Source organism: Methylobacterium sp. A52T (assembly GCF_053346095.1).
The window spans coordinates 1-14,866 of record NZ_JBKFBI010000050.1 but is presented as its reverse complement, the minus strand read 5'-3'; the positions used below and the strand labels follow the sequence as shown (position 1 = coordinate 14,866).

Genomic DNA, 14,866 nt, shown 5'->3' with positions numbered 1-14,866 from the left:
GCGGCTCGGTCCGCGACGTTCCCGGGCGCAACGCCGCACCCGGTCGGATGCGAGCGAACCCAGTCGCGACGGCCGGCTGCCCGCGCTCGCGGCCGCGGGCCCGGATGCCGGGTCAGCCGGCATATCCCGGGCGCGTCGCGGGGTATAAGGACACGCTTCGGTTTTCGGCGAGGTCGATTCGCGTGCGGTCCGGTTCAAGGCTCTCCGAACGCTGGTTCACGCTGGCGCTCTGGCTCGTCGCGCTGGTCTTCGCGTGGTTCCTGATCGGGCTCGGCTCGCTGGTCGTCGGCGATCTACCGCAGGTTGAGCACCGCTACACCCTCGACCAGTTCCTCGACACCGACCAGGGCACGGCGTCGGCCGAGGCCCTCAAGCAGATCCGCCGGGAGCAGGACGACAACCGCCGGACGGTCGAGCAGGACCAGCTCGCCCTCGAGGCGGCGCAGGCCGCCTCCGAGGGCGCGCGCGAGACCTTCGCCAACTGGCTGAAGACCCGCGACGCCACCCAGCGGGTCGACCAGGATCCCGGGCTCATCGCGCGCACGCAGCAGCTCGACGCGCTGAAGGCCGCCGAGCGCACCATCGAGGAGCGGCTCGCGGCCCTGGCGCGGACGGGGCTCGACCTATCGGAGCGCGAGGCGGCGCAGCTGCGCGTGGACACAGACCTGCGGGCCGCTGCGCAGACGCGCCTCGACGCGGCCGAGCGCGGCCAGGAGCTGCGCGTCTTCGGCTATCGCCTCGCCCTGACGCTGCCGCTGCTGGCCCTCGCCGGATGGCTCCTGCTCAAGCGCCGCCGCACCCGCAACTGGCCGTTCGTGTGGGGCTTCGCCTTCGCAGCGGCCTTCGCGTTCTTCGTCGAGCTCGTGCCCTACATGCCGAGCTACGGCGGCTACGTGCAGTACGGCGTCGGCGTGATCGTCACCCTGGTCGCGGGCCGGGCGGCGATCAACGCGCTGCACGCCTACCGCGCCCGGCAGGCCGTGGTGGAGGCGCGCCCGGACGCCGAGCGGCGGACCGAGATCGCCACCGACCAGGCCCTGGCGCGTCTCGCCAAGAAGGCGTGCCCGGGCTGCGAGCGGCCGATCGCCCTCGACGACGCGAGCACGAATTTCTGCCCCCATTGCGGGCTCGGCATCTTCGCGCACTGCCCGTCCTGCGCGCAGCGCAAGAGCACCTTCGAGCGCTTCTGCCGAGCCTGCGGCACCCGGAGCCCGGATCTCGCGAGCGAGGCGCCCTGAGGCCGCCCGGACACCCGGGCACGCCTCAGGCGTTGTCGCCCCGGATCGCCGCGATGACCGCGTCGGTGACCTGACGGGTCGTCGCTCTGCCGCCGAGGTCCGGCGTGTGCAGGCTCGGATCCGCGGTGACCCGCTCCACCGCGCGCATCAGCCGGTCGGCCGCCGGCTTCTCGCCGAGGTGCTCCAGCATCTGGCACGCCGTCCAGAAGGTCGCGACCGGGTTGGCGATGCCCTTGCCGGCGATGTCGAAGGCCGAGCCGTGGATCGGCTCGAACATCGACGGGTAGGTCCGCTCCGGGTTGATGTTGGCGGTCGGCGCGATGCCGAGCGACCCGGCGAGCGCCGCCGCGAGGTCCGACAGGATGTCGGCGTGCAGGTTCGTCGCCACGATCGTGTCGAGGCTCTCGGGCTTCGTCACCATCCGCATCGTCATGGCGTCGACCAGCATCTTGTCCCAGGTCACGTCCGAGAAGTCCTTCGCGACCGCGGCGGCGATCTCGTCCCACATCACCATGGCGTGGCGCTGGGCGTTGGACTTGGTGACCACGGTGAGCAGCTTGCGCGGACGGGAGCGGGCGAGCTCGAACGCGTAGCGGATGATCCGGTCGACTCCCGAGCGGGTCATCATCGAGACGTCGGTGGCGACCTCGTTGGGATGGCCCTGGTGGACCCGTCCGCCGACGCCGGCGTACTCGCCCTCCGAGTTCTCCCGCACGATCACCCAGTCGAGCTCCGGACCCGAGACGTTGCGCAGCGGGCTGGTGATGCCCGGCAGGATTCGGGTCGGGCGGACATTGGCGTACTGGTCGAAGGGCTGGCAGATCGCGAGCCGCAGGCCCCAGAGGGTGACGTGGTCGGGCACGTCCGGCGCCCCGACCGCGCCGAAGAAGATCGCGTCGTGGTTCCGGATCTGGTCGCGGCCGTCGGCCGGCATCATCGCGCCGTGCCTCTTGTAGTAGTCCGATCCCCAATCGAAATGGTCGAACCGGAAGGCGAAGGAGCCGGTCTTCTCGGCCAGCGCGTCGAGCACCTCGATGCCGGCGGCGATGACCTCGACGCCGATGCCGTCCGCCGGGATGGCCGCGATGGTGTAGGTCTTCGTCATGGGTGTCGTCTCGAGTGTCTAGGGCGGTCGTCGAGAAGGCCGACGCGTGGCGGCGGTCGCGGGCGCGGTGTCCGGCTCGGCATCCGGCTCGGCATCCGGCTCGAGCCGTGTAACGTTTTGTGACACCGCGCGGTTTCGCGTTGCCGTGCGGCCCGCTGCCCCTATGCTCGCCCCATGCACGAGGGCACCACCATCGCCATCGTCGAGGACGATCCCGACATCCGCGCCCTGCTCGCCGGCTACCTGGAGGGCGAGGGGTTCCGCGCCGTCGCCCTCGACGGCGGCGCGGCCCTCGACCGCCTGATCGCGGCGGGCCCCGCGCCCGACCTCGTCGTCCTCGACTGGATGCTGCCCGGCGAGGACGGCCTCTCCATCTGCCGCCGCCTCCGCGACGCCGGTGGCCCGCCCGTCGTGATGCTGACCGCCAAGGACGAGGACATCGACCGGGTTCTCGGCTTGGAGATGGGCGCCGACGACTACGTCTCGAAGCCGTTCAACCCGCGGGTCCTGCTGGCCCGGATCCGCGCGGTCCTGCGACGGGCCCACGGCGCCGGCGGCCAGCCCGCCGCGGCCGCCCCCGAGCGTATCAGTGTCGCCGACCTCGTCGTCGATCTCGCGGCCCGCACCGTGATCACCGGCGATCCCGCCGCCGAGATCCCGCTGACCAGCGCCGAGTACGACCTGCTCCACTGCTTCGTCACCCGGCCGCAGCGGGTGCTCTCGCGCGACCAGCTCCTCGACTGGACCCGGGGCCGGACCGCCGACGCCTTCGACCGCACCATCGACGTCCAGGTCAGCCGCCTGCGGCACAAGCTCGACGCCTCGGGCAGTCAGGCCGCGTCCCTGCTCAAGACCGTCCGCAACGCCGGCTACATCCTGGCCGCCCCGGTCCGCTCCGGAACGCCGTGATGGGCCGCGTCGGGCTCCTCGGGCGCATCATGCTGCTCCTGCTCGGCGCCCTCTCCCTGCTCGTCCTCGCCACCGTGGCCCTGGATCACTGGCAGCGCCGGGAGGAGCGGCTGCCCGCGGGCTCGCGCTTCCCGCGGGTCGACCAGGCCGCCGGAATCATGACGCTGCTGCGCGACGCGGATCCCGCCCAGAGGTCGGCCATCCTGAAGGCGGTGAGCGGCGAGGTGCTGCGGGCCGAGATCGTCGACGCGCCGCCCGACACCGTCGACCTGATCCGCGAGCCCCGCCTGGAAACGCGGATCCGGCGGATGACGGCCGAGCCCGCCGACCGCGTCCAGGCCTACACCGACGCCGCCCTGCTGCGCCGCGGCGTCGATCCGGCCAACATCGCGCAGGCCGAGCGCGCCGGGCCGATCGGACGCCTCGCGCTGGCGACCTATAGGCTGCCCGACGGCCGGTACGTGGTGATCAGCGCAGCCGAGCATCACCGCTCGCTCATGCCGTGGCTGTTTGGCCAGCCGCTGAGCCTCTGGGTGGCGGTGCTCGGCGCCGTGGCGGCCAGTCTCGTCCTAGTCGGCACGCGCCACGAACTCGCGCCGCTGCGCCGCCTGACCGACGCGGTCTCCCGGTTCGACGGCCGCGCCCCGGAGCGGGTGAGCGCGCCCCGGGGGGCGCCGGAGATCCGGCGTCTCGCCCAGGCGGTGCAGGGCATGCAGGAGCGGATCGCCGGCCTCATGGCCGAGCGCTCGCTGCTGATCGGCGCCATCTCGCACGACCTCAAGACCTACCTGACGCGGCTGCGCCTGCGCGCCGAAGTGGTGGCGGAGCCGCTGCTCGGGGACAAGCTCGTGGCGGATCTCGACGCCATGACCGAGCTGATCGAGGCGTCCCTGGGTTTCGCCCGCGGCACCGCCGTCGAGGCGACCCGGGCGCCGGTGGATCTCGCCGATCTCGTCGCCGTCGAGGTGGCCGAGCACGCCGCCCAGGGCGCCACGATCAGCCTGACCGGCGAGGAGGTGCGGGACGCCACCGTGGCCGGCGACGCGGTCGCGCTGCGCCGGGTCGTGGCCAACCTGATCGGGAACGCCGTCAAGTTCGGGCGCTCCTCGGTGGCGGTGGCGGTCAGCCGGGCCGGGACGGTCTGTCGGATCGTCGTCGAGGATGACGGGCCGGGCATTCCCGAGGCGGAGCGGACCGCGGTGTTCAGCCCATACTACCGGGTCGAGCGCTCGCGCAGCCGGCAGACCGGCGGGACCGGCCTGGGCCTCGCCATCAGCCGGCAGATCGCCGAGGCCCACGGCGGCACGGTGGTGGCGGAGGCCGGCGCAAACGGCGGCGCGCGGCTCGTCGTGACCCTGCCGAGCCTGTCCTGACGGCGGGCCGCAACCGGCCGTTACACATCGTTACAGGACGGCGCTCCCCGGTCACATCCGGGCAGCGCGCGCGGACGAACCTTCGCTCACACGCCGCGGCGGATCCTCCGTCCCGGCGCCGGCAGCCGGCCCCGGGCCGCGCTGACCGATCGAGCAGAAGGAGATCACCGATGCTGAAGGTTCTCGCTCCCGCCGCCCTCCTCGTGAGCCTCGCGGTGCCCGCCTCGGCGCTGCCGCTGGTGCAGGACGCCGTCTCCGACGGCGCCGACGGCGCCCGGATCATCCAGGTCTACGGCGGCTGCGGTCCCTACGGCCATCGCGGCCCGTACGGCGGCTGCCGCACCGGTGGCCAGTGGGGTGGCTACATCCGCGGCCGCTCGTGCCCGGCGGGCTTCCACATCGGTCCCTACGGGCGCCGCTGCTGGCCGAACTGAGCCGCCGCGATAGTCGCTCGCCCTCACCCTTCCGCGTCCGGCCCCGCGGCCGGACTCCCGTGGAGACTCCGCTGGAGTTGAGTCATGATCCGCACCCTCGTCATGCCCGTGGCGCTCGCCGCGGGGGTTCTGATGGCCGGTTCGAGTGCCGAGGCGCGCGACGGCTGCGGGCCCGGCTTCCACCGCAACGTCTACGGCTGGTGCCGGCCGAATCTGGACTACAGGCCGTTCGTCTACGTCCCGATCTATCCGCGCGTCGGCTACCGGTGGCACTACGGCTACCGCTGGCACCGACGCTTCGCGTGGGGCGGCGGCTATCGCTGGGGCGGCTTCCGCCATGCCGGCTGGCATGGAGGATGGCATGGGGGCTGGCGCGGCGGCTGGCATCGGGGCTGGCACGGCGGCTGGCACGGTGGCTGGCACCACGGCGGCTGGCACCATCGCTGGTGACCCCGTGCCGGATCCGGCCGCGCCCGTCCCCTACGGCAGGACCAGCCCCGACGCCGCGTAGGTCAGGGCAGCGACCAGGGCCGCGGCCGGCATCGTGATCACCCAGGCGATCACGATGCCCTGCGCGACGTTCCAGCGGACCGCCGAGACCCGGCGCGCGGCGCCGACGCCGACGATGGCGCCCGTGATCGTGTGGGTGGTCGAGACCGGGATGCCGAAGGCCGTCGCGGCGAACAGCGTCGCGGCGCCGCCGGTCTCGGCGCAGAATCCCTGCATGGGCGACAGCCGCGTGATCTTCGACCCCATCGTGTGGACGATGCGCCAGCCGCCCATCAGGGTGCCGAGGGCCATGGCGGTCTGGCAGGACAGCACCACCCAGAGGGGTACGTGGAACGCCCCGCTCTCGCCGTGGGCGTAGAGCAGGGCCGCGATAATGCCCATGGTCTTCTGGGCGTCGTTGCCGCCGTGGCCGAGGGAGTAGAGCGAGGCCGAGACGAACTGCAGGCCCCGGAACACGCGGTCCACGGCGTGCGGCGTCGAGCGGACGAAGATCCACGAGACGGCCAGCATCAGCAGCAGCCCGAGGGCGAAGCCGAGGGCCGGCGAGAGGACGATGGCGGCGCTGGTGGCTATAACGCCGGGCCAGACGATCACGCCGACCCCCGCCTTGGCGATGCCGGCGCCGAGCAGGCCCCCGATCAGGGCGTGGGAGCTGGAGGACGGGATGCCGGCGTACCACGTGACCAAGTTCCACGTGATGGCGCCGCCGAGCGCGCCCATGATGACCCGGTCGTCCACCGTCGCGACGTCGATGATGCCGGAGCCGACCGTGCCGGCGACGTGCAGGCCGAAGACCAGGAAGGCCACGAAGTTGAAGAACGCCGCCCAGAACACGGCGTAGCGGGGCGCCAGCACCCGCGTCGACACGATCGTGGCGATGGAGTTCGCGGCGTCGTGCAGCCCGTTCAGGAAGTCGAAGACCAGGGCCAGGACGATGAGGACGACGAGGAGCGTCACGCGGCGACCTGCGGCTCAGACATGTTCGACGACGATGCTGCTGATCTGGTTCGCCACGTCCTCGAACCGGTCCATGACCTTCTCCAGGTGGCCGTACAGCTCGGACCCGACGAGGAAGGCCATGGGGTCCCGCCCCGAGGCCTTGAACAGGGCCTTCAGCCCGTCATTGTGCAGGTCGTCGGCCCGCCCCTCCAGCTCGATGACGCGCTCGGTCAGGCTGTTTAGCGCGGCGGCGTTCTCGCCGAGGGCCCGCAGCTTCGGCAGCGCCTCGGTGGTGACCTGCGCGGCCTCTTGGATGACCGCGCCCATCTCGCGCATCGCCGGCTCGAAGGTGGTCACCTCGAACAGCTGGACCGCCTTGGCGGTCTTGAGCATCTGGTCGATGGCGTCGTCGAGGGAGCCGACCAGGGCCTGGATGTCGCCGCGGTCGAACGGCGTGATGAAGGTCCGGCGGACCGCCAGCAGCGCCTCGCGGGTGATCCCGTCGGCCGCGTCCTCGTGGGCCGCGATCGCCGAGTAGGCCGCCGGGACGGCCTGAGTCCCGTCGAGAAGGCCTCGAAGGGCGGCCGCGCCGTCCTCGAGCGTCCGCGCGTGACGCTCGAAGAGATCGAAGAACCGGTCCTCCCGCGGCATCAGGGCGCGAAACCAAGCCAGCATGGCGTGTCCGGATCGAGAGGTCGGCGCGGCGGCCGGGCGCGACGGCACCCGGCAGGCACAACGGGCGAGAGCGCCGACCCGATCCGGGAGCCGGCAAACAATCTGCCGGCGGGGCGGCGCCGGCCGGCGCCGCTCAGCGGACCGGGCTGGCGGCGGCGTGGAGCCAGCCGAAATCCACTGGGTAGCCGAGCCCGTGCAGCATCTTGACCCGCTTCCAGGAGGCCGACCGCGCCGCGGCCGCGTCCTGCCCGGCGTCGATCTCGGCGCTCTCCATCCCCTGGAGCTCGCGGGTCAGCGACTCGCGCAGGCCTGCGGCCTTCATGTTGCCGAGCGCGGCGGTGAAGGCCTGCTCGGCGATCCGAACCTGATCACAAATCTGACGCACGCTCATCAGTACCGATCCCTCCAGCCCGGCGTGAACACTGCATTTCCGCAGTGAACCGGTAGCTATCACGCGCGCCGACGGCGGGAGATGTACGTCTTTGGTGCAGCGGCCGTCACCGCATGGGGAGCAGGCCGGGGCGCCGCATCGTCCGCGGCGGACGCGCCCAGCGCCGCTTGCGCCCGAAGGTGCGGCGCGGATCGGCGAGGCGCGCGTCCAACTCCATCTTGCGACCCAACCGCGGCTGGACGCTGGCGCCGATCGCCACCAGCGCGGCCGAACCGATCAACGCGACGAGTACCGCACCCCAGAACACGCTCTCGAACATCAGGCACTCCCGGTCTGGAGCCCCGCCGCCGACCGTTCCGGACTGCGGACGATTGCTGATGAAGCTAGACCATTCCCGCGAATGTAATCAACGCCCTGTATCGCCCGGTATTCAACTGTCGACAACTGATTGCGCCTGCCCGAGGCGCCCGCGCGCGTGGCGGGCGCCCCGTCCTTGCGCGGGATCAATGCGCGCGCCGCCCCGGTCTCCCACGATCCCCGCGCCCAACCGGAGCCCGGACCATGCGCCTCTATCGCGTCACCTTCTACAAGACCGTCCCCGACGATACCGGGCACGAGCACCGGGTGCGGCAGCGCGCGATCCTGGTCCGGGCGCCGTCGGAGGTGTCGGCCGTCTGGCAGGCCAAGGCGCTGCTCTGCGCGGGGGCCCGGGTGGTCGACTGGCGCCTGCGCGCCGACAGCTGCGAGGTCGCGGCCCTGCCGGCCGCCGCCTAGGTCGACCGGACCTGCGGGCACCGGGACCGGCCCGGATCCGCGCCGGCCATCGACGTCTCGCCCGAGCCCGCCCCTCTCGCTTCCGGGACGTGCGGGTGGATCCGAGACGACGGGATGAGGCCTCCGCGCCCGGCCTCGTGACCGGACCGCGCCCCGGCCGCAACGTCAGCGGGTGCGGGACCGCACGCCGCGGGACCGGGCCCGTCCCGCTGCGGCCCCATTCCGCTGCGACACGGCCCCGGTCGGCGAGGCGATCGCCAGCGCCCGCTCCCGCTGCCTCGCGGTGGCGGCAACGATCCCGACGCCGGACCCCGCTCCGCCGCCGAGCCCGCCTCGGCGGGCCGGGCCGATCGGGGCGGATTTTACCAAGCGTTCATCCTCCGGGTGTCCGATCCGGAGGGTCACAGGCGGGAAAGCGGAAGCGATGCCGAGCGAGACGAACCGAGCGATTCAGGGTGCCCCGGCGCAGGAGCCGATCCTGGAACTGTGGCGCATCTTCGCCCTCGCGCTCATCGTCGCGGCCGGCATGCTGTTCGTCCATCTGGTCGTTCCCGCCGAGGCCGACGCGTCGGCGGCACCGCTCACGACGGTCCCGAGCGCGGGCAGCCACGCCCCGCGGTGAGGCGCTCAGCCGCTGAGGGCGCCCGACGCGGCGCCTGAACAGCGCGGTCCGCTCTTCTAGAGCCGTTCCCGATCGGGTTGGGACGCAGGCGATCGGCGTGCCCGTGCCGAACGAGGCGCGGGTCCCCTCTCCCGTGCGGGAGAGGGACAGGGTGAGGGCTGAGAACACTCCGGACGAGTCGCGGCCTGTACGGGCATCGGCGGCCTGTCCAGTCCTGATCCTTCTCGTCCCTCACCCCAACCCTCTCCCGCACGGGAGAGGGGGCCTGGCGCGGCTGGCGAGACCGGGCTCGCCGTCCTTCCCGACCGTTGCAACAGGGTCGGATACGGCTCTAGCGTGGCGGACGACCGGTCAGCCCGGACCGGGCGTCACCCGACGAAGCCTCGGCGGCACAGGAGGCGCCGCGCCGCGTCACTGCATCGGCAGCGGCACCGCCTCGACGGCGACGTCGCCGATGCCCCGGGCGGCGAGGGCCGCGCGCAGGGCGTCGGTCAGGCAGGTGCCGGCCGTGAAGGCACCGAGCGCCGAGCCGTGCCGGTCCGCCTCGCGGGGGAGGGGGCCGATCAGCTGCACGACGCGCCGGGCGATGGCGGGCGCCGGGTCGATCCAGGTCACCGGCCAGGGCGCGACCGCCTGGAGGCGCGGCAGCAGCAGCGGATAGTGGGTGCAGGCGAGGCAGACCACGTCGGTGCGCCGCCCGTCCGCCTCGGTGACGAAGCAGGGGGCGATCTCGGCGGCGAGGGTGGCGTCGTCCACCGGCGCGCCCGCGAGCTCGGTCTCCGCGAAGCCGGCGAGGTTCTGCGAGCCGACCAGCGTCACCGCGCAGGAGCCCGCGTAGGTCGCGATCAGGTCGTGGGTGTAGGAGCGCGCCACCGTGCCGGGCGTCGCCAGCAGGGTCACGAGCCGCGAGCGCGTCGCCTCGGCGGCCGGCTTGATCGGCGGGACCACCCCCACGAAGGGCGTCGTGAAGCGCTGGCGCAGCGCCGGGAGGACCAACGTCGAGGCGGTGTTGCAGGCGATGACCACGAGGTCGGGCCGGTGGGTCGCGACCAGCCGCTCCATCACGGTGAGGACGCGGGCGACGAGGGTCGCCTCCGAGAGCCGGCCGTACGGGAAGGCGGCGTCGTCGCCGACATAGACGTAGCGGGCGTCCGGGCGGGCGCGCCGCACCGCGTCGAGGACGGTGAGGCCGCCGAGGCCGGAATCGAACACCAGGATGGTCGGCTCTGCGGCGCAGCGCAGAGCGGCGGCGGACAGGCTGGCCCCGGCCATCAGATCGATCCGCATGAGAACCCCGGACTCCTCGAAGAGCGTCCCAAAATCTCGGCAGCGAGGGTTAAGGCGATGTCACTGCGGCGAGAGAAAGACCCGTGATCCCCAACCCGTTCCGTTAACCGGCGCGCCGATCCGGCGAAGAGGCCCGGTGGGCCGAGAGGCGACCGCGCGCCGACCGCGCGCCGACCGCGCACCGACCGCGCACCGACCGCGTTGGGGCGAAGCCGCCGCGTACGCTCTTGCAGAGGTTGTCGGAACACGGCCGGAACATATCTTCTGCGCGCCGGCCGGGGTCGAGAAGACGGTTCTCGGTCAGGCCCGAAAAAAGGGATCATCGTCATGGCAGCGACAGCCGCACTGCGCCCGGACGAGCGACGCGACCCCGCGGCACCGGCCTTCCCGCCGCCGCACGTCACGGCCCGGCCGATCGACCGGGCCGCCTGGATCGCCGCCTACCGGCAGGTCCGGAGCGAGACCGAGCGCCGCGCCGCGCCGCTCTCGCCGGAAGACCAGCAGGTCCAGTCGATGGCCGATGCCAGCCCGACCAAGTGGCACCGGGCGCACGTCACGTGGTTCTTCGAGCAGTTCCTGCTGCGGGAGCACCTGCCGGGCTACGCGATCTACGACGCGCGGCTGCACTACCTGTTCAACTCGTACTACGTGGCGGCCGGTCCCCGTCAGCCGCGCATCCAGCGCGGCATGATCACCCGCCCGACCATGGCGGAGGTCGCGGCCTACCGCGCCCATATCGACCGGGCGGTCGAGGCTCTGCTGGGCCAGGCCTCCGAGCGCGCGCTCGAGGCGGTGCTGCCGATCCTGGAGATCGGCCTCTACCACGAGCAGCAGCACCAGGAGCTCCTCCTCACCGACATCCTGCACGCCTTCGCGCAGAACCCACTGAACCCGGCCTACGACCCGGACTGGCGCTTCCCGAAGGCGGCGGCGCAGGCCGGCCAGGTCACCCTCGACCGCGCGATCGCGTGGATCGGGCATGCGGGCGAGGGGTTCTCGTTCGACAACGAGTCGCCGCGCCACGAGACGCTGATCTCGGCCGGCCGCCTCGACCGGGCGCTGGTGACGAACCGCCAGTGGCTCGCCTTCATGGAGGATGGCGGCTACGCCAAGCCGGAGCTGTGGCTCTCGGACGGCTGGTATGCCGGGCCGGCGGAGGGCTGGGAGGCCCCCGGCTACTGGCGCCGGGACGGGGAGGGGTGGGCGACCATGACGCTGGGCGGCGAGCGCCCGGTGGATCTCGACGCGCCCGTCACCCACGTCAGCTACTACGAGGCCGACGCCTACGCCCGCTGGGCTGGCCGCTTCCTGCCGACCGAGTTCGAGTGGGAGGTCGCGGCCCGCGACGGCGGCCTGCCGGACGCCTTCGGCCTCGTCTGGCAATGGACCCGCAGCGCCTACGTCCCGTACCCGGGGTACCGGCCGCTCCCGGGGGCGCTCGGCGAGTACAACGGCAAGTTCATGGCCAACCAGTTCGTGCTGCGGGGCTCGTCGGTGGCGACCCCCGAGGGCCATGCCCGGCTGCCGTACCGCAACTTCTTCTATCCGCATCAGCGCTGGCAGTTCACCGGCCTGCGCCTCGCCGACGCCGCCTGACGCGCCCCGGAGCCGCCCTTGACCATCAAGCCCACCTTCGCCGACGCGACGCCGGTCACGCTGGACGCACCGCCGCTGAGCTTCCTCGACGACGTCCGCGCGGGCCTGTCCAAGCCCCAGAAGGCACTGTCGCCGAAATACTTCTACGACGAGGCCGGGTCCGCGCTGTTCGAGGCGATCACGCGGCTTCCGGAATACTACCCGACCCGGACCGAGATCGGCATCCTCGACGCCTGCGGGCCCGAGATCGCCGCGCTGCTTCCGGCCCACGCGGCGCTGGTGGAGTTCGGCAGCGGCTCGACCGTGAAGCTGCGCCGTCTCCTGCGCCACCTCGACACCCTCGCGGCCTACGTGCCGGTGGACGTCTCCGGCGAGTTCCTGCGCGGGCAGGCGGAGGTCCTGCGGGGCGACTTCCCGGACCTGCGGGTCGAGCCGGTCGTGGCCGACTTCACCCGCGACTTCGACCTGCCGGACAGCCTGAACGGCCTGCCGCGCGCCGGGTTCTTCCCGGGCTCGACCATCGGCAACTTCGACCCGCACGAGGCCGAGGCGCTGCTGCGCCGGTTCGGGCGGATCCTGGGGCCGGGCGCCCACATGATCGTCGGCGTCGACCTCGTGAAGGACGCGGCGGTGCTGGAGACCGCCTACGACGACGCGCAGGGCGTGACGGCGGCCTTCAACCTCAACCTCCTGACCCGGATCAACCGGGAGCTCGCCGGCCGCTTCGAGCCCGGCGCGTTCAGCCACCGGGCGGTGTTCAACACCGACGCCTCGCGGATCGAGATGCATCTCGTCGCCCGCGACGCCCAGGCCGTGCGGGTCGGCGCCGACACCTTCGCGTTCGCGGCGGGCGAGACGATCCACACCGAGAGCAGCTACAAGTACACGCCCGCCACGTTCCGGGCGCTGACCGAGCGGGCGGGCTGGACGTGGCTGACGGTCTGGACCGACCCGGATCAGCTGTTCTCGGTCCACGCGCTCCGGCTGGACTGAGCGGGGCCGGGCGGGGCACGCGAACCCATGCGCTTCGGCCAGCGCTGGTTCCTGCTGGTGGCGCCCGCACTGGGCGCCCTGGCGGGGCTCCTCTACGGGGTGATCTTCGGGATCGCCCCGCTGACCGGGACGGCGATCCGCGGCGCGATCATCGGCACGCCGATCCTGCTCTACGAGCGCCAGCTGCTGGCGCCGCGCCTGCGCGACCGCATCCGCGGCCTCGCGACGCCGCTGTTCCTGCTCGCCACGGTGGCGCTCTACATCGCGCTGATCGTGGTCGGGAACGCGGTCGCCAGCACGGTGCTGAACCAGCTGTTCCGCTTCATGTACAGCGAGCGGAACGCGATGCTGATGTCGCAGTCCGGCCTGCTCTACGCGCTCGGCATCTCGGCCCTGGTGGTGTTCGTGTTCCGGGTCCGCGACCTGATCGGCCCCGGCGTCTTCGCCAACCTGCTGATCGGGCGCTACCACCGGCCGATCAGCGAGGAGCGGATCTTCCTCTTCCTCGACGTGACCGGGTCGACGCGCTTCGCCGACCGCCACGGCGACCGGGCGGCGCAGGCCTATCTCGGGCAGGTGTTCAACGCCCTGGCGCTGCCGGTGGCCCGCGCCCGCGGCTCCATCGACGACTACGTCGGCGACCTCGCGCTGGTGACCTGGACGATGGAGCGGGGCCTGCGCGACGCCGCCTGCCTGCGCTGCGTCTTCGCGTTCCAGGAGCGGCTCGCCGCCGAGGCCGAGAGCTGGCGGGATCGCTTCGGGCAGGTGCCGGAGTTCCGAGCCGCGCTGCATTGCGGCCCGGTCGTGACCGCCGAGATCGGGCTGGAGCGGCACAAGATCGCGTATTTCGGCGACGTCGTGAACACGACGGCCCGGCTGGAGGCCCTGTCGAAGACCTTAGGCGTCGACGTCCTCGTCTCGGCCGACCTCCTCGCCCGGCTCGGCCCGTTGCCGGACGACCTCGTGGCGGAGGATCTCGGCGCCCACGCCCTGCGCGGCCGCGCCGAGCCCCTGGCGGTGGCGGCGATCCGGCGCCGGCTCGCCGTCGCGGCGCCCGCGCGGCCGCTTCCGCGCCGCGCCGCGACCGCCTGAGCGGGTCGCCAAGACGGGCTGCCAAGACGGACCGCCAAGATGGACCTCTAAGACGGGCCGCTCAGGCGCCCAGCGCCTTCAGCACCGCCCGGGCGGCGCGCTCGCCGTCGAGCGTCGCCCCGCCGACCGTCATGGCGCCGCCGCCCGCCAGCGCCTCCCCGGCGAAGAACACGCGCCCGCCGACCGGGGCGCGCAGCTGGTCTCGGGCCTCCGCGTGGCCGGGGGCGGCGATCGAGTAGGAGCCCCGGGCGTGCGGGTCCGTCCACCAGCCGGCGAGGCGACCGGCCTCGACGGCGCTGCGGGCGCCGCCGCCGAGGACCGCGACCAGGCGCTCGGTGGCGAGCGCCACCGCCTCCGCCTCGCCGGCCCGGCACAGGTCGCGCGCGAGGTCGCCGCCGAGATTGGCCACCGCCAGGGACCGGCCGAAGGGCTGCATCTCGAAGTAGATCGTCGGGCCAGCCGTCGCCACCGAGACCGCGTCGCCGAGGTCGGCGCCGTCGAGGCGCGCGGGGTCGAGGCGCAGGCCGATCTTGGTGTAGGCGCCCATCGACAGGCCGTCGAGCGCCGTCCGGGCGGCGTCCGGCAGGTCCGGCGCGAACGCCACGGCCCCGGCCTTCAGCACGCCGACCGGCACCGCGACGATGGCGGCGGCGGCCGCGATCGTGCCCCGCGCCGTCTCGACCCGGACCCCGCGGCCCGACCAGTCGATCGCCCGCACGGGGCAGCCGAGGCTGACCGGCAGGTCGGCGAAGTGCCGCGCCACGAGGTCGCCGTAGCCGTCGATCCAGAGGTCCGAGCCGGACCAGAGCCGCTCGTAGTCCACGGCCGAGACCCGCTCGGGATCCTCGCCGAGGGAGAGCCGGCTCAGGCCGGCCGCCGCCAGGGCGGCGTCGGGGCCGCCGGCCCGGGCCGCCTCCGCCCGGGGGGG

General features: G+C 73.0%; 17 protein-coding genes. 10 read left to right on the top strand and 7 right to left on the bottom strand.

The genetic code is table 11. The annotated features are described in order from the left end of the window. Positions 1-182: 182 nt before the first annotated feature. Positions 183-1,238 carry a zinc ribbon domain-containing protein gene (locus ACLBYE_RS14295; protein ID WP_056525360.1) on the top strand — a complete coding sequence of 352 codons (1,056 nt, stop codon included), beginning with the start codon at positions 183-185 and terminating at the stop codon, positions 1,236-1,238. Between the two features lie 25 nt (positions 1,239-1,263). Here the strand turns inward: ACLBYE_RS14295 and ACLBYE_RS14290 are convergent, their stop codons facing one another. Next, positions 1,264-2,343 carry a tartrate dehydrogenase gene (locus ACLBYE_RS14290; RefSeq protein ID WP_447694681.1) on the bottom strand — a complete coding sequence of 360 codons (1,080 nt, stop codon included), beginning with the start codon at positions 2,341-2,343 and terminating at the stop codon, positions 1,264-1,266. A 174-nt stretch (positions 2,344-2,517) separates the two neighbouring features. Between ACLBYE_RS14290 and ACLBYE_RS14285 the strand changes: the two genes are divergently transcribed. From ACLBYE_RS14285 to ACLBYE_RS14270, 4 genes are all read left to right on the top strand, one after another. Beyond that, positions 2,518-3,252, top strand: a complete 735-nt coding sequence (locus ACLBYE_RS14285; RefSeq protein WP_447694680.1) for a response regulator — start codon at positions 2,518-2,520, stop codon at positions 3,250-3,252. After that, positions 3,252-4,625, top strand: a complete 1,374-nt coding sequence (locus ACLBYE_RS14280; RefSeq protein ID WP_447694679.1) for a sensor histidine kinase — start codon at positions 3,252-3,254, stop codon at positions 4,623-4,625. The genes ACLBYE_RS14285 and ACLBYE_RS14280 overlap by 1 nt, the downstream gene beginning before the upstream one ends. A 170-nt stretch (positions 4,626-4,795) precedes the next feature. Then, entirely contained in the window at positions 4,796-5,059 is a 264-nt protein-coding gene (locus ACLBYE_RS14275) for a GCG_CRPN prefix-to-repeats domain-containing protein (protein ID WP_042673859.1), read from the top strand. Between the two features lie 84 nt (positions 5,060-5,143). Then, the gene (locus ACLBYE_RS14270; protein ID WP_447694678.1) at positions 5,144-5,509 is read left to right on the top strand and encodes a GCG_CRPN prefix-to-repeats domain-containing protein; all 366 of its coding nucleotides are present in this window, start codon (positions 5,144-5,146) and stop codon (positions 5,507-5,509) included. 30 nt (positions 5,510-5,539) lie between these two features. Here the strand turns inward: ACLBYE_RS14270 and ACLBYE_RS14265 are convergent, their stop codons facing one another. The 4 genes from ACLBYE_RS14265 to ACLBYE_RS14250 form a co-directional block, all read right to left on the bottom strand. Then, positions 5,540-6,526, bottom strand: coding sequence for an inorganic phosphate transporter (locus tag ACLBYE_RS14265; protein ID WP_020095831.1), 987 nt, complete (start codon positions 6,524-6,526; stop codon positions 5,540-5,542). Positions 6,527-6,541: 15 nt separating this feature from the next. Further along, a complete protein-coding gene (locus ACLBYE_RS14260) occupies positions 6,542-7,183 on the bottom strand; it encodes a DUF47 domain-containing protein (RefSeq protein WP_447694677.1) in 642 nt (213 codons plus the stop codon). Positions 7,184-7,316: 133 nt separating this feature from the next. Then, a complete protein-coding gene (locus ACLBYE_RS14255; protein ID WP_447694676.1) occupies positions 7,317-7,574 on the bottom strand; it encodes a hypothetical protein in 258 nt (85 codons plus the stop codon). A 106-nt stretch (positions 7,575-7,680) separates the two neighbouring features. Next, positions 7,681-7,893, bottom strand: coding sequence for a hypothetical protein (locus ACLBYE_RS14250; RefSeq protein WP_447694675.1), 213 nt, complete (start codon positions 7,891-7,893; stop codon positions 7,681-7,683). 242 nt (positions 7,894-8,135) lie between these two features. Here ACLBYE_RS14250 and ACLBYE_RS14245 point away from each other — a divergent pair, with 242 nt between their 5' ends. Together ACLBYE_RS14245 and ACLBYE_RS14240 are read left to right on the top strand one after the other, a co-directional pair. Further along, entirely contained in the window at positions 8,136-8,348 is a 213-nt protein-coding gene (locus tag ACLBYE_RS14245; RefSeq protein WP_447694674.1) for a hypothetical protein, read from the top strand. A 424-nt stretch (positions 8,349-8,772) separates the two neighbouring features. Continuing rightward, positions 8,773-8,970 (top strand): hypothetical protein, encoded by a 198-nt coding sequence (locus ACLBYE_RS14240; RefSeq protein ID WP_447694673.1) that lies wholly within the window; start codon positions 8,773-8,775, stop codon positions 8,968-8,970. A gap of 411 nt (positions 8,971-9,381) precedes the next feature. Here ACLBYE_RS14240 and murI read toward each other — a convergent pair whose 3' ends face one another. Then, positions 9,382-10,257 carry a glutamate racemase gene (murI, locus tag ACLBYE_RS14235; protein ID WP_205833387.1) on the bottom strand — a complete coding sequence of 292 codons (876 nt, stop codon included), beginning with the start codon at positions 10,255-10,257 and terminating at the stop codon, positions 9,382-9,384. Positions 10,258-10,584: 327 nt separating this feature from the next. On the opposite strand from murI, the gene egtB reads away from it, so the two are divergent. From egtB to ACLBYE_RS14220, 3 genes are read left to right on the top strand one after another with little or no spacing between them, the layout of a single operon-like run. Then, the gene (gene egtB, locus ACLBYE_RS14230) at positions 10,585-11,853 is read left to right on the top strand and encodes an ergothioneine biosynthesis protein EgtB (RefSeq protein ID WP_447694672.1); all 1,269 of its coding nucleotides are present in this window, start codon (positions 10,585-10,587) and stop codon (positions 11,851-11,853) included. 18 nt (positions 11,854-11,871) lie between these two features. Then, entirely contained in the window at positions 11,872-12,846 is a 975-nt protein-coding gene (egtD, locus tag ACLBYE_RS14225; protein WP_091679825.1) for an L-histidine N(alpha)-methyltransferase, read from the top strand. 27 nt (positions 12,847-12,873) lie between these two features. Then, on the top strand, positions 12,874-13,938 hold the full coding sequence (locus tag ACLBYE_RS14220; RefSeq protein WP_447694671.1) for an adenylate/guanylate cyclase domain-containing protein: 1,065 nt from the start codon (positions 12,874-12,876) through the stop codon (positions 13,936-13,938). Between the two features lie 61 nt (positions 13,939-13,999). Here the strand turns inward: ACLBYE_RS14220 and ACLBYE_RS14215 are convergent. Beyond that, the coding region (locus ACLBYE_RS14215) for a flavin monoamine oxidase family protein (protein WP_447694670.1) at positions 14,000-14,866 on the bottom strand (867 nt) is incomplete at its 5' end.